This is a genomic window from Komagataeibacter europaeus LMG 18890 (genome assembly GCF_000285295.1).
GTDB lineage: Bacteria > Pseudomonadota > Alphaproteobacteria > Acetobacterales > Acetobacteraceae > Komagataeibacter > Komagataeibacter europaeus.
On the sequence record NZ_CADP01000042.1, the window covers coordinates 1 to 24,562 of the forward strand.

Here is a 24,562-nt window from a genome sequence, read left to right on the forward strand (position 1 = left end):
CTGGCCGATGTGGATGGCACCCTGGTCACGAAGGACAAGATCCTGACACCCCGCGCGATCCGGGCTGTCGAACGCCTGCGTGAACGCGGTATCCTGTTCACCATCACCAGCGGCCGCCCGCCCAAGGGCATGAAGATGGTCATTGACCCGCTGAAGATTTCCGAACCGATCGCGGGTTTCAACGGCGGGATGATGGTCAGGCCCGATTTCACCGTGATCGAGGCCCGCACGCTGCCAGCCGATACGGCGCGCAGGGTGATCGGCATCATCCGCGACCACGGGGCCGATCCGTGGGTCTATAACGGCAATGACTGGATCGTCTCGAAACTTGATGCCCCGCATGTCGCGCGCGAACAGTGGACGGTCAAGTTTCCGCCCGTGGTGGGCAATGTGGAAGCAAAGCTGGACCAGGTGGTCAAGATCACCGGCGTCAGCGATGATCTGGCCCTGATGAAGCGCCTCGAGCACGACCTGCAGCAGGCGCTGGGCGATACGGCGTCCGCCGCCCTGTCACAGCCGTACTATGTGGACGTGACCAACAGGGACGCCAACAAGGGCGGCGTGGTGATGGCGCTCGAACGCCTGCTGGGCATTCCCGCCAGCCAGATGGTGACACTGGGCGACCAGCCCAATGATGTGCTGATGTTCCGCAAGAGCGGCATGTCCATCGCCATGGGGCAGGCCAGCCCCGAGGTGCAGAAGCAGGCGACCCATGTCTCGACATCGTGCGAGGAGGAAGGGTTCGCCAACGGGATCGAGAAATTCGTGCTGGGAGATGCGTGACATGACAGGTGGACATGACGTGAAAACGGGCGCGATGGTGGTCCTGCCCGATGCCGAAGCCATTGCGCAGTACATGGCGAAATGGCTGACGGAACAGGCGCTGGCGAAAAAGGGCGGCCCGTTCGTGATCGCGCTTTCGGGCGGGTCCACGCCAAAGCGGCTGTACCAGATTCTGGCGTCGGATGAATACCGCGACCGTTTCCCGTGGGCGAACACGCAGTTCTTCTTTGGCGATGAACGCTTCGTGCCCGACAGCGACCCGGCCAGCAATTACAACATGGTCGAGAGCGAAATGCTGGCCCATGTGCCGGTGCCGCCCGCCAACGTGCACCCCATGCCGACGTCGGGCGACCCGGCGCAGGCGGCGGCGCAATACCAGACGGAACTGGAAAAGGTATACGGCGGCACGGTGCTGGAACCCGGCCGCCCGCTGTTTGACGTGGTGATGCTGGGCCTGGGCGATAACGGGCATACCGCGTCGCTGTTCCCGCGCCAGCCGGTGCTTCGGGAGAAAAAGCTGTTGGTTTCGACCTGCGTGCCCGATGACGCGCCGCATACACGCCTGACGCTGACCTATCCCGCCATCCATTCCAGCCGCCATGTGGTGTTCATGCTGGCCGGGCCAGCCAAGCGCGAGGCCTTTGGCAGGGTGCGCGCCGGCGACCCGGCGGAACCCGCCAGCCACATCACGACCGAGGGCGAACTCATCTGGCTTATGGACAAGGCGGCTGCGGGACAATGAACGCGGTAAAGGCCGCCGCGCCGCCAGCAGGGCGCGGGATGGATACAGCCAGCCAGAAGGATAGCAGGAACCCGGACATGACAAGCCAGATAAGTGACCCGCGCGAGGAACAGAAACGCCATGCCGCGATCGAAGCCGCATCCATGGTCAGGGAAGGCATGGTCGTCGGCCTGGGTTCGGGCACCACGTCGGCCTACATGATTGACGAACTGGGTCGCCGATGGGCGGAAGGCCTGCGTTTTTCCGCCATTCCCACGTCCGAACGCTCGGCCGAGCAGGCGCGCGCGCATGGTATAAAACTGGTGACATTCGCCAACCATCCGCTGATCGACCTTGATATTGATGGCGCGGATGAAGTGGAGATGGGCACGCTCAACCTGATCAAGGGGCGGGGCGGGGCGCTGTTCCGGGAAAAGATCGTGGCTGCCGCCTCCCGTCGCTTCGTCGTGGTGGTGGATGAAAGCAAGCTGGTGCCACGGCTGGGCCACCACATGCCCGTGCCGGTGGAGGTCACGACGTTCGGCTGGGAACTGACGGCCACCCGGCTGCAGGATCTGGGCGCACGTCCCACCCTGCGGCTGGACCCGCATGGCGCGCCCTTCAATACCGATGGCGGCAACCTGATCCTGGACTGCAATTTCGGGGAAATCGCGGATTCCGTGGCATTGGCAGGCAGGATCCGCTCCATCGTGGGCGTGATCGAAAGCGGGCTGTTCATTGGCCGCACGTCCGAAGTCATCGTGGCGGGCCGGGACGGCCTGAAACATCTCATGGCCGCGTGACCGCGCGCATGGTGACATGAAACAATCATGGTTGTCAGGATTGATCTTGGCACATCGGTCCTCAAGGTCGTGCTGGTGAATGGCGGCGGATCACCCGCGGGAGATGGTCGCTGGCACCAGTATCGGCCTGTCAGGCCAGCAGCACGGGGCGGCCTTGCGGAACGTGCACGGGAATGCGCAGCATTCGAACACAGGTTTCCCCGTAGCCGACAGGTCTACGGCACCATCGCCATGCCCGGCTTTTAGCCGATAGAAAAACGTGCTGGCAGGCAGGGACATGAATGCAACCGGCCGACCGCTATTTCCGTTGCACGTGAACCTATCGGGGGAAGAACGCCATGTTCAGGATGCAGGTCACAGATAATCCGGATATCCCCGTGCCGTCTGAACTACCACCCACGGCACCACCGCCCACGCCCATTTCAGATCCCGGGCCTGACCCGGATGACAGTCCGCTGGATGATCCCCGACCGGATGTCCCGGACTGGGACAATGATGACGAACCGGTTGATCCGGGCACGGATGATCCACTCGATCCCTTTGCACCTGACGAAAAAGACAGGGAGACGGTTGAAGACTGGTAAGCCGGCGGTTTACATTTGCAGCAGGTTAAGGCTCTACCCCCAACAGGTGAGATGCCGCTGCTGCAGGATGATATCCTGTTGGTGCATATCCGCACCATTTACAGGCAGGGCGAGCAAAAAGCTACGGTCGTACCAGGATGATAGCGGATCTTGCCGTAACGACGCCGGTGGGTGGTATTCTGTTTGCCTGTCTGTCGCTCAGCAATGTGCGCCAGCATATTGTGCGGGGCTTTCCTGCATCCACACATATCGGGCTGCAGGTGGGTGTCGGCCTGTTTATCGCCGATCTCGGCCTTCGCAGCGGGCGGCTTGTCGTCACGGATATTGACGGCGATATCGCTTTTGGCAACCTGCGCTCCCCCGTCGTTGTGGTGATCTTTCTTTCGCTTCTCCTGATCGCTGCACTGGTGGCGACACGCGTGCGGGGCGCAATGCTCCTGTCCATTATGGCGGTCACGGTTGCGGGCCTGTTTATCCAGACGGCGCCCGGCCATTTCATGACTGTTCCGCCCGCGCGGGTGGTGGCCTTGCCCCATATTCCCACAGCCTATTTCATTGCTTTTGATACGACCGTGTTTTTTCCATAATTTTTTTCTGTCCGATTTCTTTCCGCCACCGCTACCATGATCGCGGTAACGCGGCGGACCGGCATGATGGATGCGCAGGATAATTTTCTCAATTCAGGCGACGACTTTTACGATGGCCATATTGTTTGGCCTGGACATGTCTTTTCTGGTCGCTGCTGGCCTGTATTCCCCCTCAGGCTAGCATGGCGGCTCCTGTCATGGCCGGTATCCTGATGATGGAGGGGTTGACGCCGGTTTTTCTTCTGCCCAACGTTCTGCTGGTCATTTATCTCGTACTGGTGGCGTGCACCGTAAACCGATGGGTCATGCCCGGTAAGAAACATGGAACGCAATCCGGCACGCAGCTCACTTAATTCTCCATGACGGTCCAGGCTATTGTCCCTCACATAATACGGTAAAGAACAGATACGATGAATGATCGCCAGCAATTCGCCAGTGATAATTATGCAGGCATGTGCCCCGAAGCGTGGCAGGCCATGATGCAGGCCAATAAAGGTTCTCTTGTTCCCTATGGGGAAGATGAATGGACCAGTCGTGCAGCCGATGCTTTTCGCACGCTGTTTGAAAAGGCGTGCGAGGTATTTTTCGTGTTCAATGGCACGGCGGCGAACTCGCTTGCACTGGCTGCCCTCTGCCAGTCCTATAATAGTGTGATCTGTTCTTCTTATGCGCATGTTGAAACGGATGAATGCGGGGCGCCGGAGTTTTTTTCCAACGGTTCCAAGCTTCTCGTGGCCCGGACGGACAGCGCCAAACTGACCGCGCATGACGTGCGCACGCTTTCGACATGCCGGCATGACATTCATTACCCCAAGCCCCGGGCGGTTACCATTACGCAGCCGACCGAGACGGGAGAACTGTATTCCTTGACCGAAATACGCCAGATTGCGGCAGCATGCCATGAACTTGGCCTGTATCTGCATATGGATGGGTCACGTTTTGCCAATGCATGCGCGGCCCTGGGCTGTTCTCCGGCAGACATGACCTGGCGGGCAGGGGTTGATGTGCTGTGTTTTGGTGGAACCAAGAACGGCATGGCAGTAAGTGAAGCCATACTATTCTTTGAGCGCAGCCTGGCGGACGGTTTCGATTATCGATGCAAGCAGGCAGGGCAACTGGCTTCCAAGATGCGTTTTTTGTCGGCCCCGTGGGTTGGTATGCTGGAAAGTGGTGCATGGTTGCGTACTGCGCACCATGCCAATGCCTGCGCCAAACGGTTGGCGGAGCAGTTGACGGGCCTTTCCAATATTACATTGATGTTTCCTGTTCAGACGAATAGCGTTTTCATAAAATCGGAAGAACGCATTCTGGATCGATTAAGGATGCGCGGCTGGCGTTTTTATACTTTTATTGGCGGAGGGGCCCGTTTTGTATTTGCCTGGGACGCAGACCCCGCACAGGTAGACAGGCTGGCAGCAGATATCCGGCTATTGTCTGGAACAGAACCGTTGAACGTGGCTGTTGAGGACCNACCAGTTCCCTGATCCTCAACAGCCTGACGCATCCTCCACTTCGCCATCATCTTCGGACTGATCCCAGACTTCTGGCTCAGCGCCGCGAACGATGCTTTCGATCGCTGTATCGCGGCTTACATGACATGTATGATCGCGGCGCCGCCATGACGTATCTGTCCCGTACGCTTTCTTTCAATCGTGTAAAAATAACGCACCATCAAACCCCGGGACAGATACCTAGCGTCCGAAGCCCATGGCGGATTTTTCTACCGAACGCGTATAGGGAATCCGCTCACTGCGTGGTTGCCACAGCGATGCGCGGATCTGGTATTCGATCACGGCCTGCAGTTCGCGCAGGTTGTGGTTCTGCCTGTACACCCGCCTGATCTCATCCATGTCCGGGACGAATTCAAGGTTGCCCAGATTATAGCGCTTTGTCACGTCCTTGATGACCCCCGGCACGATCCTGTCGAGTTGCGAACTGTCGGGGGCGGCTATGGTCAACATCCGCACGCGCGTCATCATTGGTTCCGGAATGGCGTGGGTATTGTTGGATGTCATGATATAGGACAGATACCCCAGGTTTATGCTTTCCTGCAGGCAGTTATCCATGTGCACGGATGCGGTTTCGCGTTCCAGCAGCGGCAGGAGCGCTGCATACGGATCGCCACCACGGCTGTCGATCCCCATCTTTTCCACTTCGTCAAGCAGGATGATGTTATTGATCAACTCGGTCTTCTTGAACGTATTCGCATAAAATCCCGCGCGGGCTTCGGAATACCCCTGCTCCGACCCCAGCAGGGCCATGGTCCCGCTCATACCGCTGCAGTTCAGCATGTCGAACCCTGCGTTGCACAGATGGGCAACCCGCATGGCAAAACGCGTCTTGCCGATACCCGGCGGCCCATCCAGTAGCAGCGGCGGAAAGGTGAAAGGCACCTTGCCATGACGGCTGATGCATGCAAACGAGCATATGTAGTCGATGGCTTCCCCAAAATTGGGGAATTCCGCGATCAGGGTTTCATAGATGACTTCCGGCCGTTCGATGACAGGCCAGCCCGGAAGCGGATCAAGCAGATAGCAGTAGCGTTCCGACAGCCGTTCATTATCGGCAAAACCGGTGCGTGACGCCAGTGGGGCGACGGGTGTGCAATGCGTGTCGATACAGACATCATCCGCGCCTGGCGGGGTCACGCACGTCTCGATATCGAAAAATGAAGAAACGGCAGCATCGCTGTTGCTGTCAATGAACGCGCTGAGAATATCGTCCGGATTATGGCTGTTGTCTGCCACAGATGCCTCCCGAAGTGCATGATGAGAGATTACGGCCCCTTCCACAATCCCTGAACGGCGTTGCACCGTCGCACTGGCGCCTCCAAAAGGAAGCGCGCAAAATAAGAAGGCCAGCTTCCTTTATACGCGCCCGAATTAAAAAATAAAATTAAATAAAGTTAATCAGCGCTGGGAACAATGGGACAATGTCCCTGTCATGCCGGATCGAACCGGGAAGACTACGCAACACATGGATCAACTGACCGGACAGGGGAAAACCTGGTTTGCGGCCCAACGGACCCGTGGTTGACGCTGTCATATGCAAAGCCCCCCAGCCGCTATTGGATTTGTGTCAGTCTGGAAGTGATTATGTCAGATAGGGAGGGGTATCGATCGCCATGTGCCGCTTCGCTCCCATCTTTCCTGCCGCCAGACGCAGTACAGTCCGAAGATCGTGACGTGGCTGCAATCTTATGTCGCAAAGTATCTTTCGTGATTGGGTTATTAGGGTCCATTAGGAATTAAGTTTTCTAAGGAGCCTTGATGTGATTCACAACCTGCATGGATCGCTTTGTATTGACGGGCGAAGATGGCTCCCCCTGTGTCCTGACAAGAAAACGGATTGGGGACGCGGCGAGAAGGATAAACGTCTTTTCATCGAGGGCGGTATTATGGATAGCACGGACAGGAGGCGAAAGCCGGACCGAAGAACAGATGATCGGATGCAGTGTGACGGAATGGTCAACCAAGGATTATCGCCATGACCGACGCCTTGGGCAATCTGGTCCGCTTTACGCTCATCCCCGGACAGCATTACGACACGGTTGGGGTTGCTCATCTTCTTGAGTAAGCGGATTTCAGGAGAATTCTTGCCGATAGGGCGTTCGACGCCCACTGGATCGTGGACATCATACCGCGCAAGGGGCCTGTGTGATCATCCCGCAGTGCGGGAACCGCCTCGACAGACGCCAGTTCGATGGAATGCTGTTCAAAGTGCGCCATCTCATCGAGAACTTTTCCTGCAATTTCAAGGAGTTCAAGCGCATCGCCATGCGAAGCGACAAGACGGATGGATCATTTGCAGCCATGATCTATCTCGTAGCCGCAATTATCAATTCACGATAATTCCCAACAGGCCCTGACAAAACATTTCGTGATGTTCTATTTTTTTTGCATATTTCCTTTAAAATTTAAAATATAATTTACACACAATATCGACCTTAAAATGAGAAATATATCCATGAATTCAATTTTCTCGTTTTTAAATAAAAAAGACGTCCCATCTCTCATGATGGAGATACAGGCCAGGCCTGGTGGAAATCTATCTTTGGATGAACATTTTTTAAAAACACCTCGGGAGGATGTATTTTTTCTGTTTCTGGAAAAAGTTGGATGCACAACGCTCAAGCATCTGCTGATACAAACATTCTGGGGCGATATTTCATCTATAAACCCCGAATATTATATGGATAATTGGACAGAAAGAAATCTGATACATGCCATATCATTCGAAGCCTTGGTTATCAACGGGCGCGAGGTTTTAAATAGAAAAAATGTAAAAATCATTACATTCTGTCGAAACCCTTATGATAGATTTGTCTCGGCTTATGTGGATAAGATAGCAAACACTCCGAAGCAGGAAACGGATTTTTTCAAATGGATAAAACGAGAAATATTATTTAAAAAGCTACGCGAAAATTTTGGAAACAAAAAAATAGTCGAATCACTTTTGGAGATAAGTATAGCCGACTTCGTAGAATTTGTAAAATATACGCCAGAAGAGCACAGAGACAAACACTGGATCAGCCAACACGCATTAAACCTTGCCGACATTATAAACATTAGTGAAATAATTAAACTTGAAGATTTTAATCAAAAGATCCCCATCGTGTGGAAAGAATTATTCGGTATAGAAATAAGTATGGAATCTGATATCTGCGACAATAAAGTACGAAGAAACAAAAAATATCTCACAGAGGACGTAGCAAATACCATATACGAAATATATAAAAAGGATTTTGATCTATTTGGGTATGAAAAAGACAGCTGGCATGGCCTGTAGTTTGAAACCTTTTATCTTATTTGAAATAAACGCAGCGCGCAGGCCATACCGAGAATGTACCAGCATATTATCAGGAAACTCCCGCGACCGCTTGGACAGAATCGTGGCCTGAACCTTCAACCGCATTCCAGTTGTTCATCATTGCCTTCACCTGTCCTGGCGGTTCATTCTGGCTAACGACCGGACAGGCATCCGAACAACAGGGGAATTGGCCCGCGAGAATGAACGCCTTCGCCAGGAAAACCGTATTTTGTAGAAAATATCAGGACCGAACCTTCCAGAAACACAGAAACCTTGTACATGCCGGTCGATACGATTGGTTGTGTTGAGTTTTCACATATCAACTGGGCTGACACGAATACCAATACGCTGTATTCAAACCTTATTCTGCGTGCGCGACGCTGGAAACAAAGTGTGTTGAGGCCAATAATATCCTGCTGACAGCGGCCAAGCAAATCCTGCATTGCCAAGGAAAGCATCAGAAGGATGTTTCCACACGCCGGCTATGAAATAAAGGGAACCCCATGATTGATATGCTGATCAAACAGCGCCGCCGCAGTCTGGGCGGGGGACTGGAAGTGGGTCGTGTCCTGCCCTTCGCGCGGCGACGGATGATCGGGCCCTTTATCTTTTTTGATCATATGGGGCCACTGGATCTGGCCGCCGGGGTCGACCGTAGCGTTGATGTGCGGCCTCATCCGCATATCGGCCTGTCGACCGTTACCTATCTGTTTTCAGGTGAAGTCATGCACCGCGACAGCCTGGGGTCCGAACAGGCGATAAGGCCGCAGGAAGTCAACTGGATGACGGCAGGCAGCGGGATCACACATAGTGAACGCTTCGCGAAGGCAAGGGCGGTTGGGGATCACCTACATGGAATTCAGGCCTGGGTCGCGCTTCCTGACGGGGCCGAGGAAACGATGCCGTCCTTCTCGCATCATGAAGGGGATGACCTACCGCAATGGGATGGGGAGGGCGTACGGGGGCAACTGATCGCAGGGGAAGCCTATGGTCTGACGGCAGCAGCGCGAACGCATTCCCCACTTTTTTATGCCCATCTCGAACTCGAGGCGGGTGCAAGGGCGGAAATTCCTTCCGGTTACGCGGAGCGTGCCTTTTACATTGCCACGGGAGCAGTCGAGATCGGCGGGGAGCGGTACGAGGCGGGACAGATGCTCGTGCTGACGTCCGATGCATCGTCCTTTCAGGCCGTGGAACCGACGACAGCCATGGTGCTGGGCGGCGAACCGATCGGTGAGCGGTTCCTGTTCTGGAATTTCGTCAGTTCCTCAAGGAAGCGACTGACGGGAGCTGCCGAGGACAGGCAGGCCGGGCGGATGAAATTGCCTGAGGCGGACCACGACGAATTTATTCCGCTTCCTTCAACCGATACGTCACCGCCACCGATGTCATAACGCCCATTTCCGGTCTGTGTGCTGACCAACGTGTGGACGGTATGGTCCAGGCGATAACGCAGATAGTGGCGCCCGCTCACACCATAAAACGCCACTGTAGTGCTAAGGCTGATGCCGTGGTGTCGTAACAGATTTCCTCCATGAATTCCGTTATGCACGATCACAGGTTGCAAGAAAACAGGCATGGTAGAAGGAGAGCAAGGAAGCCCGCGAAACGGAATACTGCTATACTATAAGTGAGATTTATCGTTACCTTGATGCGAAAGTCTTTATTTATCGTTTCGATAACAAATTGATTTATTGATGATGTGACGGGATGGATATTCCATCTTCTCTGTTCTGAAGTCAACACTACGAAAGCAGGTGGTCTGGCAGCTTATGTGGCATGGCGATATGCCGGATGAAGTCAGTAGAAAGCGCGCATTTGTGAAGTTATGGCCCAGAGCAGCGCCGAACCAGTCGTATCGGCCTGTTACATGCAGATGCCAGCCAATAAACTGTCAGGACGATGCGTCAGTATCCGTCATGCCTTTCTGCCTGGTTTCAAGGAAAGGCGGCCCCATCACCAAGCATTCGAGCAGGGGACAAAACTGAATGACAGCACGGTTCATGACGTGACCAGTGATCTTGATGAAGGCCCCTCATCATTATCGAACAAGACATGAAACATATTGCTCAGGCAGATACGCCAAACGAACAGATCCGAATAGCAAGGGATATTGAACAGCATGTCCAGCCAAAGCGCGGCGCGGTACCACATTGAACAGTGCACCATCGTGAACGGTAACAAGACAATCGTTTTTACATCCTGACCTTTTGATTGACGTGATCGCGGAATAGACGAAATGCATATGCAAAACATCTCGGCCCACCTGATAGATGGCAAGGCTTTCGCCGCAGGCCTGAGACAGCAGATCGCAGCCGATGTTGCGCGATTGCAGACAAGCCACGATTGCGTGCCCGGCCTTGCGGTCATCTTGGTTGGTGATGACCCCGCAAGCGATATCTATGTGCGCAGCAAGGCCCGCCAGACGATGTCAGTCGGAATGCGGTCATTTGTTCACAGGTTGCGGGCCACCACACCACAGGCGGAACTGCTGGATCTTATCGCCAGGCTCAACGCCGATGAACAGGTTCACGGCATACTGGTTCAGCTTCCCCTGCCGCGCCATATTGATGTTTCAAAAGTCCTGGACCAGATCGATCCCCATAAGGATGTAGACGGATTCCATGTTACCAATATCGGAAAACTGTCCGTTGGGCGTGATGATGGCTTCATCCCCTGTACGCCGCTGGGCTGCCTCATGCTACTCAGGGCCGAGCGGAAAAACCTGTCTGGCCTGCATGCGGTCGTGATCGGGTGTTCCAATATCGTTGGCCGACCCATGGCCCAACTGCTGCTGAGGGAGAACTGTACGGTTGTTATTACACATCTCGCGACACATGACGTGGCGGCAGAAACGCGCCGTGCGGATATCGTCATTGTTGCTGCGGGACATCCGGGCCTTGTCAGGCGATCATGGATCAAACCGGGTGCTACCGTCATTGATGTCGGCATCAACCGCGTACATGACCAGACCGGCTCCCATATTGTGGGCGATGTAGCGTTTAATGAAGTGGCGGAAGTCGCAGGCGCCATTACGCCCGTGCCGGGCGGGGTAGGGCCGATGACAATCGCCTGCCTGCTACACAATACACTTCAGGCCGCACAAAAAGGTATTGAAACGGGAAATGGGCAGGCATAATTTCGGAAAAAGAGCATATCCTTTTATTTATAATGAATCGACTGTTACGTCGTTATAACATCTGGGGCATCATACTGATGACTGACAGCATTCTTCCCTTTGGAACCCTCAGGTTTGATCCCATGCGCAAGAGTCATCTGTTTATGAGGGGACATGATGGCTGCATCATGGTGAGAAAGGGCGGCAGGCAACCATCGGCAAGAATAAAAAACGAATCGTTAATGTAACTATTATTGAATATCCGGAGCGGCATCCATATAAATATTCCCCGTCGTTCCTGCAGCAATCCGGGTATCTGGACACGCGATGCCTATTATCCAGAACGATTTTGGTGCGTCTACAAATTATCTGTTCCGGTATAATAACATATTGTTGCGTATTGCCGTGCCGACTGCCCTTGGGGCCACGACCTGCGCCGTGATCGCCGTCTCCCTTCACATGCGGGGATCAGTCGTGGGGAACCAGGAGGTTTACGCTTTCTCGTAAGGTAATGAAACCGCACCAACAGGGAAAAGCAGAAATGGTAGACAATTTCAATATTTCGTCATCCAGTACGCGCGATAATATACGTCTGGCGGTAAGCGCCAGTATTGGATCAGGTATTTCGCATCTGGGATCAACCATGATGCCGTTCCAGACCAATTCCCTGATCGAAGGATTCCATATATCTGCCTCGGCCGCAGGAATGTTCGGTTTTTTTGAAATCTCTTCCTTGTCTCTCGCCATGCTTATGGTTGTGCCTTTTCTGGGAGCGCCCATCCATGGCCGTCTGGCATTCGGGGGGGCATTAATCGTTATTGCCGCGCAAATAATGATCTATCTGGGGCCGTCCTCGGTGCCTTACCTGTGGGGCTGTTCCATACTGAGTGGATGCGGGTTTGGCGTTATCTTCTCGGCTTTCATCTCCCGGGTATCGGCCATCAGGAATCCCGATCGAATCTATTCCATAAGCTGCGGCGGAGGCGCGGTGGTGACCGTATCAACTGTAATGACAATACCATGGACCACTGCATGGCTCGGTCAGCGTGGTCCGTTCATGAGCATTATTCTGGTTGTCGCTGTCCTTATGCCATTCCTGTCTTTCCTGGGACATAAGAACAACGATATCCAGAAAAAGAAACCATTAAAGATAGAATGGCCTGGATATGTAGTCGGCACCATACCCATATTGATAATGTGGGCAGGATATTCCATCGGATCAGGTATTGTCTGGTCTTTTGTCGATGGCATAGGGCAGTCGATTCATGTCAAGGAAAGCGTGATCGTCCTACTGTCGTCCGCCGGTATTATCGCAGGTTTCCTGTCCAATGTCTTTGGGGCCGTAATTGCCGGCCATATCAATCGGAGACTTCCACTTCTGTTTGGCATAATAGGAACGGCGCTATCCTTTTTGCTGACCGGACTGGCGTGGAATACGGTCATATATTGCTTTGGCATCATTTCTTACTGGATTTTCGTCATGATCGCCTATGCCTACCTGCTGGGGGCGGCGGCGGGGCTGGATCCTACTGGCAAGGTGGGGGCCATGGGGGGAAGCTGTGACCGTATCGCCTATGCCGTCGGTGCGTTGATGGGGGGCTTTCTGGTTGATGTCAGTTCCTATTCCATGCTTGGCATTGCAGGGTTCATATCATGCATCATGACATTGCCGGTCTGTATGCCCTTGGTAAGTCGCGCATTTCACAATCATGCCGTGGCACGGGACCAGATCGCTCCGACACTCAATTAGAAAAATTAATAGAGACCTATTCGAAATAACTGATAGGGTCATTACGTAAGAAAAAAGTTCAGGCGCCACGGAATCCGGTCAGGGCTTGCCCCGCTATCCTGCAACGACTGATGATGTCCAGGCCGCAAAGAATACAATATAAAATAAACAAACAGGTGTAATGAACGCATTCTGATTTATAATCCAGCAACCATGCCGAAGTAGCAAGGGAATCTGCCAACATGCTGCCAGAAGATAATATTTACCCTGCATCACTGCCGGAAGGTTATGAATTCGTCATCGAGGACGAACCCGAATTCGATCCGGCCATTCACCTACAGCTTGAACGCCCGGACAGGATCTGGATGCTCTCGGATCTGGGCTATGACGAAAAAGTCATATCGCGTTTCGCATCGCCTGTCGCGGCGACCAGTGCCGCGCGGCTGCTGTCTGACGAAGGCATTGCAGTCATGGCGGACATTACGCGCAAGCTGCACCCGTTCATCCGTCATAACACACATGGTGCACGCGTGCCGGCGACACTGCGGGGCACGACACACCGCTCCCGCTTTGTCCGGGATCTGTGTCTTTCACCCGAAATTACAGAATTCTTTTCAGAAATGTTCCATACGCAACTGGTGCCACATACGATAACGCACCAGCAAGGGCATATGAACTTCCAGCCAAAGGAATTACGGAAGGAAGTCGATACATGGCATCATGACGCAACGGCATTTGACTGGGTACTAATGGTCCACGATCCTAACAAGATCAGGGGCGGGCGGTTCCAGATTTTCGATGGAACCCGCGAAGAGGGATGGAAGCTGATGCGTTCAGGCGCAGGCATTCCCGAAGATCGGATCATCACGCCAGATTTCGCCGGGCCAGGTTATGCCTGTTATATGCAGGGAAGCGCCGTCTTCCACCGCGCATCACGTCTGGAGGAACTTGGTGAACGGGCCAGCCTGGTGCAAAGTTATGTTTCAACCAACGTCAAGGTGCCCGATCCGAACTGGTTTGACTGGATCAGGCCGACCGAAGGGTCGATCAATGACGTCAATTATATAGAACAAGCCTGCGCCCCAGCGGAATGGGCACGGCATCGTGCCTGGGTCGCCAAGCGCCGCCTTCAGGAATTGATGGATGAACTGCCGCTTAATGCGACTGCGCAGGAAGTATTACATGCCATGGAACATGTCACCAATGATCTGAATGATCTGAATGACCTGTTGCGGCGCGGACCGGTTTCGCATGAGGAATCGCAGGTTAATCGCGACCTGGTAGATGCGCGGCATATATCATGAACCGGGCATGATTTTTCTACCCAGGAATTATTGGGTTATTATTTCATGATATGAATTTCTCTGGAATTATAGAACGTATGATAAGGGGTTACGACACATAATGTCGCAACCCCTTATTTTTTAATAAATTTTATATTTCTCCATTCATGGAAATCTATTTCCGCGTGGACGTATGTCATTGCCAAAATTCAACACGAGGAAAACTATTTTCCTATGGATATTAAAATTTCTTGCAATGCGGACTGCGTTCATGCTGAATAAAAACCGTCATAAATGTTCGTTACGATAAAACAATAATAAATTCTTATACTGTATATATTTACCAGTTTTACCGAAGTGGTCCGAAAAATATGGGGAAGTTCCATGAGGCTTATCACCTATAGGTCATCTATTGTTCTCGCGACCCTGCCTTTTTTACTCTATCACCGTTCGGGGCAGGCGCAGTCACAGACTTCGTCCACGGCAATTCATCAGACTGGCCGCACAACAGATACAACAGAAAATACAACAACAAGTAATAGTGCCGTCACGCATCATCGCACGCGGGCCCAGCGGGATCTGGCACCCTCCCGATCCGAGGAAATTCGGGTGTTCGGGGGGGGCTCGACCCGGCAGATGGTAACAATCTCGTCTGCGGAACTATCGCGGGCCGCACCGGGCACCAGTGCAATGAAGATGCTGCAACGTCTGCCAAGCGTGAATTTCATGTCCGCAGATCCGTTTGGCGCCTACGAATGGTCGACGCGCATGACCGTGCGCGGTTTCGATCAGGATCAGCTCGGTTTTACTCTGGATGATATTCCACTGGGTCCGATGGAATATGACAGTGAACGCGGCCTGAATATAAACCGCGCGATCATATCCGAAAATATCAGAAGGACGACAGTATCCCAGGGGGCGGGGTCGGTGGAAGTCCCGTCCTCCAGCAACCTTGGTGGTACGATCCAGTTCTATTCCGGTGATCCCGAAATGAAGCAGGGGGGAACCCTTCAGCAGACCTTCGGAAGCAATTCCACATTCCGTACTTTTGCACGTTATGACAGCGGTGCATTGAACAGGTCGGGGACACGATTCTATATTGCATACGCACATTCGACCCTTGATAAATGGAAAGGGTCGGGACGGAACGAATACGATCAGATCAATGCCAAACTGGTCCAGCCCTTTGGTGAGAACACAACCTGGACAACCTTCTTCGACTGGAGTTCACGCAAGGAGATCGATTACCAGGATCTGTCGATGAACTATATCAATGTTCTTGGTTCAAACTGGGATAACTACTATCCCAACTATGCCGCCGCGTATCATGCGGCACAGGGCCAGTTCAGTTCGCAGGTCGCCAAAACCAATGATCCAATGGATGCCGCCTATTATGCGGGATCTGGTCTGCGGCGTGATTTTGTCGGCTCGACAACCATCAATACCCGCCTTGGCCATGGGCTGGAATGGCGCACGACAGGATATGCGATTGCCGATAACGGTTTCAGCACATGGGTCACGCCTTACGAATCATCGCCTAACGGTGCGCCCCTGGCCATGCAGGGTCGCAATGAATACGGGCGCCGCTTCGGTTTTAACAGCCATATTACATGGAAAACGAAGCGCAATGAATTTCATGCCGGCATATGGTATGAAAATAACGATTACGAGCAGGATCGCGCCCTGTGGGAAGAACCCGTACTGGGGCAGGGGGCGCCACTTAGCCCCTATACATGGCGCAATCCAAGGTCGGCGTTCATGAATGAATGGGATTATGCATTCAATACCAATACATTCCAGTTCTACATGGCCGACACATATCATATTCTGCCAAACCTGCAGATCAATGCCGGCTTCAAGACCCTGATCGATACCACGCACAGCCATGTCATCCTGAATAATCCGGCATTCACCGGGCAGAGTTCCCTGCCCGATGGCGGCCTGACCGCCGAAGCGCCAGCACTGCCGCAGATTAGCGGCAACTGGAAAATAACGCGCAATGACGAATTCTTTTTTGATATTTCAAAAAATATGAGTGGCTACGATTTCAGCGGATGGAATCAGGGATCGGCTTTTGGCACCACCGACGCAAGCGCATTCGCCGCCCAGGAACGAAACCTCCGGCCGCAGACAGCCTGGGTCTACGAAGCCGGTTACCGCATGCACCGCAAATGGTTTGACGGACTGATTACGGGCTATCGGGGCAATTTTGCCAACCGCCTGATCGCGCTGGCCGAGGGCACGATCATCAACTCCGTTTCCACTGTCCAGAATGTCGGCAGTGTGACCATGAACGGACTGGAACTGAGTGGAACGGTCCATTTCCCGCATCACATTTCACTATACAACAGCTTCAGCTGGAACCGTGAAACATATGACAACAACTACAACACTGCGTCCGGCGAGGTCCGTGTACGGGGCAAGCAGGCCCCCAACATGCCGATGCTGATGTGGAAGAGCCAGCTGACCTACCGTTACAAGGGCCTGACATTCGATATTGATGAAAACTATGTCGGCCACCGCTATGTCGATTACATGAACACGGTTTCAGCACCGCATTACTTCATTACGAACCTGGGCGTGCGCTACGATTTCGGCAGCTTTGGTATCCTGAAGAACCTGAACCTGCAGCTTAACGTCTACAACCTGCTGGACCAGCACTGGATTGCCGTGGTCGGTGAGGAAGGAAATCCCGTGCAGGGCGATTACCAGTCCTTCATGCCTGGCGCGCCAAGGCAGTTCTTCGGCACCCTGGCGGCACATTTCTGATGGGTGGCTTCCTGAAATCTGCCACCCGCGCAGCAGTTCTGGCCACCAGCGCGTTTGCGTTGCAACTGGAACTGACGATGGCCGCCCGGGCGTGGGAACCGATCAGCCCTGTTTCCGGCGCGGAGTCCGTTGTCCTGACGGGCCATGACATGACACTGTCTGACCTGATGCATATAGCGCGTGACGGGGCGAAGGTCAGCCTGTCCCCCGAAGCGGCCCAGCGCTCGCATGACGCCTTTGACCTTCTGCTGGAGGCCGCACGTGAAGGAATGGCGGTTTACTGGTTCAATCGTGGCGCCGGCGACAAGCGGGAAAACTGGATATTCAAAGGCGACCCGCTGGAGGCAAACAATCACAGGCTGCTGGAAAAAATCCAGTTGCAACGCTTCCAGGAAGAAGCCCCCGTACCAGGTGAGCCCGAAGTGCAGGATGAGGCCCTTGTCCGTGCCGTGATGGCCATCCGCGCGAACACAATGACTTACGAGGCCGCCAGTCCCGCCTTGACCCGGATGCTGCAGGACCTGCTGAACCATCGTATCACGCCGGTGCTCCCGCTGCGTGGATCGTTGGGGGAAGGGGACCTGCGGATCCTGTGCGGGATTGCCGCGACCATGGTTGGCGTGGGGGACGCCTATTACAACGGCGTGCGCATGAGTGCAGCCGACGCGCTGCACAAGGCCGGCCTGACACCCCTCAAACCCTTTGGCGCGGATGATGCCGCACTGATCAGTTCGGATGCCTATGCCGTTGCCCGCGCGGCCTTTGCTGTCGAGGAAGGCCGACGCGCGCTGGACTGGGCCGACCTGACGCTGGCAATCGACCTGCAGGGCATGAACAGCAGCGTGACCCCGCTTAGCGCGCCGGTACAGGCCGGCCATCCCTATCACTGGCTGAACTGGGATGCGAAGCGGATCATGCAATTGCTGCGGGGAAGTTACCTGTTCGATGCGGACCCGCACCGTGTCATACAGGACCCCGAAAGCCTGCGCGCTTCATCCATCAGGCAGGGGGCCGCGTGGCAGTCATGGTCCGAACTGCAGCATACCGTGCAGATCGAACTGAACAGTTCCGATCATAACCCGGCCATACGCGTCGGGGTTTCGCCCGATGATTCGTGGGAACTGTCCACGCCGCAGATGATGCAGTATTACGTTCATGGCAGTGACGCGGACCGGCACCTGCATGGCTATATCCTGTCGAACGCCAACTGGGATCCCTATCCGCTGGCCAATCAGGTGGAAGCCTTTACAATCGCGCTGGGCAACATGGATGTCGCGATCACCCAGCGGATATACCGGTTTGAAAATCCGTTCTTCACGATTGTCAGTCCCCGCAACGTTCTGAATGATGCACAGTACAGGGAATATTTCGGTTCCCGTATTGGCTATGCCGCCGCGGATGTCTTTCAGGACGTGCAGGGACAACTGAACCCGGTCCCGCCTGAAGGGAATGCGATCATCGCCACGGTGGAGGATCTACAGGCCCAGACCTACCTGAAGACAGTGCGGCTACAACAAACCGTCACCGATACGATGCACCTGCTTGCAATGGATATGAATCAGGGATGCAGCTGGATGGTGCTGCGGGGTATTCAGGACGCCAGGAGGACATTCGGGCCAACGTCACACAAGGCCTGCGATCTCCTGCCCCGGGGACCATCCGCGCGCATGGCGTTCCTGACCACATACGATCCGGCGGTCCTTATGCCTGACACCCCTCCTGTCATGGAACAGGCCCCTTGAATACCGGTCGGCCATATCCGTGCTAGATCCGTTTCATGATCAGTTCCGATCTTCCGTTTGACCTGCATGCGCTGAAGGTTTTCCTGCAGGTCTGTGAACACACCACGATGGCGGGGGCCGCGCGTCGGCTGGGTATCACGCAATCGGCCATCTCGCAGGTTATCAGTGATCTGGAGCATCGGCTGGGCGTAGTCCTGTTCGACCGGTCGATGCGTCCGATCGGCCTGACGGCAAGCGGTGCCCTGCTGCGCGAACATGCCCTTATCCTGACAACGGAGGCACGGCGGGCCAGCATCAGGCTGCAGGAACTCCAGCGCGGGCGGCCCAACCTGCTGCGCGTTGGAATTATTGACAGCCTGTCCCGGGCGCTGCTGCCCCCGTTAACACGTTTCCTGCGCGAACGCGCGGAACGTTCCGTCATTCTTTCAGGCCCTACGGAATCTCATTACGCCGCACTGCTCGGCAGGCAGATGGACCTGATCGTGGGGGCAGGGGATCTGGAGGACATGAATGGCCTGGAATGCTGGGTCCTGCTGGAAGAGCCGTATGTCCTGCTATACCCCGCAACCAAACCGTACCCCGACGGGCCGAAGGCGTTGCAGGAAATCAATCAATATATGCCATTCATCCGCTTTTCGGCCCGTTCGCGGATCGGGCAGGATATTGAACGTTACCTGCGCCGCCTGCGTCTGGAGTTACGCTACAGTCTGGAATTCGACTCTCCGTTCGGGGTCACGTCAGCCTGCATGGATGGCGGCATGGCCATCACGACACCACTATGCATGCTTGAATGCGGGGAAGCAGTGCCGCACTTCCGTTGCATGGCCCTGCCTGGACCACCTGCACGGCGGCAACTGACACTTATTGTCCGCAAAGGTGAACTGGGAAGGCTTCCGTTTGATCTGGTCCAGACACTTCGCCAGCATCTGCGCGACAGCGTGCTGCAGCGCCTCAGGCATTTCTGCCCCGATGACGCAAAGTTCCTGAAGGTGCCCGCAACAAGGGTGCCGGATCACGGCTGACATCCCCGACGCATCTGGCGGCGTCCGTGGGCCGGGCGGGATATTCGGCGGGCCTCTCCGTGTCGATGTGGAGCAGTCCTGCCGCCGTGGCGACACGCAGGCGCTGCCCTACCATCTCCTATGACAGGATCATGTCGACCAGCGCCATGACGGAACTGCCCAGTTCCCTATCCTCATCAAGGGCGGGCACACGGTCACGTATGGCCTTCTGGACGGACAGGATCCTCTCGCCAAGCGTATCCGTCACGCCACGCAGTTCCACCGCTTCAGCCGACAGAAGCAGTTCCATGGCAATCATATAATGAAATCTCCTGACGATATCCTGCGTTTTCGAAATGACACGCGGCGCCATGGAGGACTGGTCTTCAATCCCGTCGGATACGGGGATGGGGCTGAGTGAAACGGGCAGCGCCAGGTGCCGGATTTCAGCCTCCATCGCGGATATGGTTTTCTGGAGTTCCGCATAACCGCCCCGGTTCTGCCCTCTTGCAGCAAGGAAGCGCGGCAGGTCGGATACGGCGGGAGACATGATTTTCATGCAACGATGCGCCGTGCCGGTGGCGCAATGCGCGATCGCCTGTCCCAGCCGCTCCCACGACAGGACAAAGGCTGTCATATCAAAATTGCCTGTCGTCACGATCCTGCCGGTATCGGCCAGAACAACAGGATTATCAGCCGAACTGCCCAGTTCGATTTCGGTTGCCTGACGGGCTTCGTCCAGTGCGTGCATGAATCCTCCCCATACCTGGGGAACGCAACGGTAACTGAGCGGATCCTGCAGGCGTCGCGCCGCCCCGGGTGCCCACAACCCGCTGCCGACCAGCAGATCGCGCAGGCATGCACCGGCACGCTGCTGGCCCATGGCGGGGCGTGCCGCAAGCCCTTCCTCGTCCAGGGTGGCAAGATTGGCACGAAAACCTTCAAAATTGAGTGCTATGGCCCGTAATGACCATGACAGGGCGCGATCAGCATCTTCCAGACACAGACACGCGGCCCCGGTCGAAAGGCTGTTCGTCGCAATCAGCGCGTGACCATCCTTTATGCGGATATCAAGCGGTTCCAGTCCCGCACGCGCCAGCGCCTCGGCCGCGGGCATTATGCTTCCCCCATATTCAGCCAGGCCCAGGCCCATCAGGCCCATGCTCATATGGGCAAGAGGCGCCAGATCCGCGGCCCCGATGGATCCCCACGCCGGAATGACGGGATGCACGCCCGCATTGAGCGCGGCAACAATGCCTGTCACGATCCCTTCGGATGCACCGGTGCCGCCTGCCGCCATGCCGCTTACGCGGACGGCCATCATGGCGCGGACTTCCTCACGCGGGAGGACCGGCCCGACCCCGACGCTGTGACTGTGGGGTACGCGTTTCTGGAAGGCGATCATGTCCGCATCAGCCAGCGCCGTATCGACACTGGCGCCCAGCCCGGTATTCAATCCGTAAACGACCCGGTTTTCCGCCACATAACGTTCAACGACCGCGCGCCCGGCACGGATCCTGCGCATCCCTTCGGCGCTCAGGGACAGCTTTGCGCCACGACGGGCTATATCGGCGATATCGGTGATGGAAGGTGCTGCGGCCCCCATGCAAATGTCATGTGCTTTCATTGGAATGATATCCGTAATTGATGGGTACTATGGGTAGGGATCGGGATGACACTGTCCGGGGCGGGGTCAGTGTTCCTTCCATCGACCGGGAAGGTCCACGGGCAGGTCAAAAAGATCGATTATGCGCGCTGAGGTATGATAGATAATGTCTGAAATGCTCTGGGGACGGGGATAGAACGCAGGCACCGGGGGCATGACAATCCCGCCCATTTCAGTCAACTGGACCATATTGCGGCAGTGACCGAGATGAAGCGGCGTTTCCCGGAACATGACAACCAGTCGCCGCCGTTCCTTCAGCACGACATCCGCTGCCCGTGAAATCAGGTTTCCGCCCAGACCGGTTGCGATTTCAGCCAGCGTCTTGGCCGAACAGGGGACCACGATCATGCCGGCCGTGCGAAAGGAACCGCTGGCCACGGGGGCGGCAATATCACGGTTGTCATAGGTATGGTCCGCAAGCGCCTTCAGGTCATGCACCGTCAGGCTGGTTTCATGCCCCATGGCCAGCATGGCGGAACGGGAAATGACCAGATGGGTTTCAATACCCAGATCATGCAGGATTTCCAGCACGGTGGCGCTGTAGCCGAAACCGGAGGCCCCGGTCACGCCAACAATGATATGTTTGCGGGCCGGTACGGGCGTTGTGTCGGTCATCAGTAATGTTCCAGTTTTTCCTGCAAGGTGGCAAGGACATCGGCGGGAATGCGGACCCGTTCGGAATTGCCGCCCCGTTCGCCGTCACCCGGCCTGCGACACGCCACGATCCCTACCTTGGTAATGGTCAGGTTTTCATGCACGGGGTCGGCCCGGTCCGCCTTCATGCCGGGCAGGACCAGCAGGTCCTGATCTCCCCGGAACCGGGCTGCGATCGACCATTCGACCTCCATGGGATTTTCCGGATCAATATCATCATCGACAGCAATGACATGCTTGAGCAGGTTGACCTGACCCATGGCGAGTATGATCGCGCGCTTCGCCTCACCCGGTCGTGGCCGGTGCATGACGATAATGGCATGCAGCCTGCCCATTCCCCCTTCCGTCACGACAACGCGGCGCACGCAGGGGATGAGGCCCTGCAGCAGCCGCAGGCAGACGGCTTCGATGGCGACAGCCCCGATCAGGCAGTGTTCGGGCGCAAAGCCGGGCAGTATCGCCTGATATATGGGTGAGTGACGGGTTGTGACACACCGGATTTCCCCGCCTGTCCCGAAACCGTAATGGGCATAGAACCCGTGAAATTCCGAAACGGTCTTTTCTTCAACCTGATCGCGGGCATCGATATGCCCTTCCAGCACGATCTCGGCTTCTGCCGGCACCTCCAGGGGCACCGTGCGGCACCTGACCAGACGTAGCGTTTCGCCAAGCAGGGCGCCTACACTGTCGAATTCGTCATCACCCAGTCCCAGATATAGCTGGGATCCGATCAGGACCGACGCACAGTTTCCGATGCTGACCGCTATGGGCAGGGTCGTGTTCATGGCCGCGGCCTTTTCCGCCAGAATGTTCAGGTGGTGGTTTCTGGCGATCCCGACCATGATCCGCGCGCCGCCATCCAGTCTGATCCGCGCGATGGAAACGTTCCGTCGGCCTGTTTCGGGATCCCTGGCGATGATGACGCCTGCAGTAATATAAGGCCCGGTTTCATGCTCGAACCATGTTGGGACAGGCAGCAGGGCCGCCAGGTCAGGTCTGTCGTCATGGACCATTTCCTGTACGGGCCCATCCTCCACCACAACAGGGGGAAGGGAACGGGACAGGATGTCTTTCAGGTGACCTGGCAGCGATGCCTCCGTCACACCCAGCAGCGTGGCGATCCGCTGGCGGGAGTTCAGCACATTGCCCGCAACGGGCATGGCGCAGCCACGGACATGTTCGAACAGTTGTGCCGGTCCCGTACGCCGCAGCCACAGCAGGCCACTGATTTCGTAACGTGGGTCCGTAGCTTTCCTGATGCGGTGCAGGGCGCCCATCTGTTCCAGGCGGGAAAGATCGGCACGGAAGCTCTGTGCCAAAGGGGTGGACATATCGCCATTTCTCCGCAGGCCCCGAATTCCCATCAACCGGGGCACTTACGGTCATGATACGGAATGGCGTTGCGTAATATTTATATCAAAATCCGGACAGATGATATCATGCTGCCATCAGGGAGGGGCCAAGATGCGCTTTACCACACTTGCCCAGGCTTTGGCTGTCATCTGGTTTCATTCCGTGCGGGAGGCTGCCGCCGCACTCGACAGGCCCGTATCGAGCGTGGCGGACGCGCTGGAACGTTTTGAAAGCCGCCTGGCGACGCGCCTTGTATATACGGCGGCGTCAACGCTGTATCTGACCCCGGCGGCGGAGAAACTGCGCACGATATTACCTGACTTTATCACAATATTGTCGGGCATTGTCGCCATGCATGGTGACGGACTGCCGGAAGATGGCAATGATACCGTATCCGTACTGCATCGTGCCGCACGCTTTCCGCTATCGCTGACCTTCATTGAACGTTTCGTTACCGTGGCGGAGGCCGGCAGCATCCACCATGCCGCAAATCGTCTGGATATTCCCCAATCCAACCTGTCACGACAGATTTCGCAAGCGGAACAGCAACTGGGACGACATCTTCTGTCCCGATCCAGGAATGGCTGCACGCTTAGAGCCCGATCCGAAAGTTTTTCAAGCTTGACAATGCCTTGCTGTCCGTCGTGTGAGCATGCGGATCGAGGCGATCAATGTCCATGCGGTTGAGGACGCAATGGATTGTTCCCAATCTTTGGCGAGCCGCCTGCACCGTCCCAGCCAGGCGAATGTCCGTTCAACCACCCAGCGGCGCGGCAGGATCTGAAAGCCTTTCACCGTATCGGACCGCCTGATGATTTCGACCGTCCATTTTCCCATGGAGGCGAGCGCGGATCGCAATTTCTCGCCAGCATAGCCGCCATCAGCGAAGATGTGGCGCAGCCAGGGAAAGCGCCTGCGTATTGCCGCCAGGACATCAACGGCCCCATCACGATCCTGGAT

General features: G+C 55.5%; 24 protein-coding genes and 1 pseudogene. 19 read left to right on the forward strand and 6 right to left on the reverse strand.

From position 1 onward, the window contains the following. The 8 genes from GEU01_RS12345 to GEU01_RS12385 form a co-directional block, all read left to right on the forward strand. Positions 1-783 (forward strand): Cof-type HAD-IIB family hydrolase (locus GEU01_RS12345; RefSeq protein WP_019086335.1); only part of this gene is annotated, 783 nt, incomplete at its 5' end. Beyond that, positions 776-1,525, forward strand: a complete 750-nt coding sequence (gene pgl, locus GEU01_RS12350) for a 6-phosphogluconolactonase (RefSeq protein ID WP_019086336.1) — start codon at positions 776-778, stop codon at positions 1,523-1,525. The genes GEU01_RS12345 and pgl, both read left to right, overlap by 8 nt. A gap of 77 nt (positions 1,526-1,602) precedes the next feature. Continuing rightward, positions 1,603-2,307, forward strand: a complete 705-nt coding sequence (gene rpiA / locus GEU01_RS12355; protein ID WP_026018709.1) for a ribose-5-phosphate isomerase RpiA — start codon at positions 1,603-1,605, stop codon at positions 2,305-2,307. A gap of 27 nt (positions 2,308-2,334) precedes the next feature. Next, the gene (locus tag GEU01_RS12360) at positions 2,335-2,553 is read left to right on the forward strand and encodes a hypothetical protein (protein WP_019086337.1); all 219 of its coding nucleotides are present in this window, start codon (positions 2,335-2,337) and stop codon (positions 2,551-2,553) included. A gap of 131 nt (positions 2,554-2,684) precedes the next feature. Continuing rightward, positions 2,685-2,891, forward strand: a complete 207-nt coding sequence (locus GEU01_RS22705) for a hypothetical protein (protein WP_232272515.1) — start codon at positions 2,685-2,687, stop codon at positions 2,889-2,891. A gap of 137 nt (positions 2,892-3,028) precedes the next feature. Continuing rightward, positions 3,029-3,478 (forward strand): hypothetical protein, encoded by a 450-nt coding sequence (locus GEU01_RS22710; RefSeq protein WP_019086339.1) that lies wholly within the window; start codon positions 3,029-3,031, stop codon positions 3,476-3,478. A 197-nt stretch (positions 3,479-3,675) separates the two neighbouring features. Beyond that, a complete protein-coding gene (locus tag GEU01_RS25740; RefSeq protein ID WP_019086341.1) occupies positions 3,676-3,831 on the forward strand; it encodes a hypothetical protein in 156 nt (51 codons plus the stop codon). Positions 3,832-3,957: 126 nt separating this feature from the next. Beyond that, entirely contained in the window at positions 3,958-4,962 is a 1,005-nt protein-coding gene (locus GEU01_RS12385; protein WP_456303519.1) for a threonine aldolase family protein, read from the forward strand. A 207-nt stretch (positions 4,963-5,169) separates the two neighbouring features. On the opposite strand, the gene GEU01_RS12395 is transcribed toward GEU01_RS12385, so the two are convergent. Beyond that, complete coding sequence (locus GEU01_RS12395; protein WP_019086343.1) at positions 5,170-6,225, reverse strand: AAA family ATPase; 1,056 nt, start codon at positions 6,223-6,225, stop codon at positions 5,170-5,172. Between the two features lie 909 nt (positions 6,226-7,134). On the opposite strand from GEU01_RS12395, the gene GEU01_RS26820 reads away from it, so the two are divergent. Both GEU01_RS26820 and GEU01_RS12405 read left to right on the forward strand, forming a co-directional pair. Then, entirely contained in the window at positions 7,135-7,329 is a 195-nt protein-coding gene (locus GEU01_RS26820; RefSeq protein ID WP_019086344.1) for an IS5 family transposase, read from the forward strand. 115 nt (positions 7,330-7,444) lie between these two features. Beyond that, entirely contained in the window at positions 7,445-8,266 is an 822-nt protein-coding gene (locus tag GEU01_RS12405; RefSeq protein WP_019086345.1) for a sulfotransferase family 2 domain-containing protein, read from the forward strand. A gap of 173 nt (positions 8,267-8,439) precedes the next feature. Here the strand turns inward: GEU01_RS12405 and GEU01_RS25745 are convergent, their stop codons facing one another. Further along, positions 8,440-8,745: a hypothetical protein gene (locus tag GEU01_RS25745; RefSeq protein WP_157212843.1), complete on the reverse strand. Its 306-nt coding sequence runs from the start codon at positions 8,743-8,745 to the stop codon at positions 8,440-8,442. A gap of 45 nt (positions 8,746-8,790) precedes the next feature. Between GEU01_RS25745 and GEU01_RS12410 the strand changes: the two genes are divergently transcribed. From GEU01_RS12410 to GEU01_RS12450, 8 genes are all read left to right on the forward strand, one after another. Then, positions 8,791-9,681, forward strand: a complete 891-nt coding sequence (locus GEU01_RS12410) for a pirin family protein (protein WP_019086346.1) — start codon at positions 8,791-8,793, stop codon at positions 9,679-9,681. Between the two features lie 434 nt (positions 9,682-10,115). Then, positions 10,116-10,346: a formyltransferase family protein gene (locus GEU01_RS26825; protein ID WP_026018711.1), complete on the forward strand. Its 231-nt coding sequence runs from the start codon at positions 10,116-10,118 to the stop codon at positions 10,344-10,346. Positions 10,347-10,526: 180 nt separating this feature from the next. After that, positions 10,527-11,426, forward strand: a complete 900-nt coding sequence (gene folD, locus GEU01_RS12420) for a bifunctional methylenetetrahydrofolate dehydrogenase/methenyltetrahydrofolate cyclohydrolase FolD (protein WP_019086347.1) — start codon at positions 10,527-10,529, stop codon at positions 11,424-11,426. 520 nt (positions 11,427-11,946) lie between these two features. After that, complete coding sequence (locus GEU01_RS12430; RefSeq protein ID WP_019086349.1) at positions 11,947-13,155, forward strand: MFS transporter; 1,209 nt, start codon at positions 11,947-11,949, stop codon at positions 13,153-13,155. Positions 13,156-13,376: 221 nt separating this feature from the next. Continuing rightward, positions 13,377-14,438, forward strand: coding sequence for a hypothetical protein (locus GEU01_RS12435; RefSeq protein WP_019086350.1), 1,062 nt, complete (start codon positions 13,377-13,379; stop codon positions 14,436-14,438). 615 nt (positions 14,439-15,053) lie between these two features. After that, positions 15,054-17,186, forward strand: coding sequence for a TonB-dependent receptor (locus GEU01_RS22720; RefSeq protein WP_265000633.1), 2,133 nt, complete (start codon positions 15,054-15,056; stop codon positions 17,184-17,186). Further along, complete coding sequence (locus tag GEU01_RS12445) at positions 17,186-18,928, forward strand: aromatic amino acid ammonia-lyase (RefSeq protein WP_019086352.1); 1,743 nt, start codon at positions 17,186-17,188, stop codon at positions 18,926-18,928. The genes GEU01_RS22720 and GEU01_RS12445 overlap by 1 nt, the downstream gene beginning before the upstream one ends. A 35-nt stretch (positions 18,929-18,963) precedes the next feature. Beyond that, the gene (locus tag GEU01_RS12450) at positions 18,964-19,950 is read left to right on the forward strand and encodes a LysR family transcriptional regulator (protein WP_019086353.1); all 987 of its coding nucleotides are present in this window, start codon (positions 18,964-18,966) and stop codon (positions 19,948-19,950) included. A gap of 118 nt (positions 19,951-20,068) precedes the next feature. Here GEU01_RS12450 and GEU01_RS12455 read toward each other — a convergent pair whose 3' ends face one another. The 3 genes from GEU01_RS12455 to GEU01_RS12465 all read right to left on the reverse strand — a co-directional run bounded on the left by GEU01_RS12455 (position 20,069) and on the right by GEU01_RS12465 (position 23,580). Continuing rightward, positions 20,069-21,556, reverse strand: a complete 1,488-nt coding sequence (locus tag GEU01_RS12455) for an HAL/PAL/TAL family ammonia-lyase (protein WP_026018712.1) — start codon at positions 21,554-21,556, stop codon at positions 20,069-20,071. A 66-nt stretch (positions 21,557-21,622) separates the two neighbouring features. Continuing rightward, positions 21,623-22,210, reverse strand: coding sequence for a UbiX family flavin prenyltransferase (locus GEU01_RS12460; RefSeq protein ID WP_019086355.1), 588 nt, complete (start codon positions 22,208-22,210; stop codon positions 21,623-21,625). Then, the gene (locus tag GEU01_RS12465) at positions 22,210-23,580 is read right to left on the reverse strand and encodes a UbiD family decarboxylase (protein WP_026018713.1); all 1,371 of its coding nucleotides are present in this window, start codon (positions 23,578-23,580) and stop codon (positions 22,210-22,212) included. The genes GEU01_RS12460 and GEU01_RS12465 overlap by 1 nt, the downstream gene beginning before the upstream one ends. A gap of 133 nt (positions 23,581-23,713) precedes the next feature. On the opposite strand from GEU01_RS12465, the gene GEU01_RS26830 reads away from it, so the two are divergent. Further along, positions 23,714-24,289, forward strand: coding sequence for a helix-turn-helix domain-containing protein (locus GEU01_RS26830; protein ID WP_019086357.1), 576 nt, complete (start codon positions 23,714-23,716; stop codon positions 24,287-24,289). Here GEU01_RS26830 and GEU01_RS24365 read toward each other — a convergent pair. Continuing rightward, positions 24,218-24,562: pseudogene (locus GEU01_RS24365) on the reverse strand (IS5-like element IS1031A family transposase); the annotation flags it as partial. The gene GEU01_RS26830 and the pseudogene GEU01_RS24365 overlap by 72 nt on opposite strands.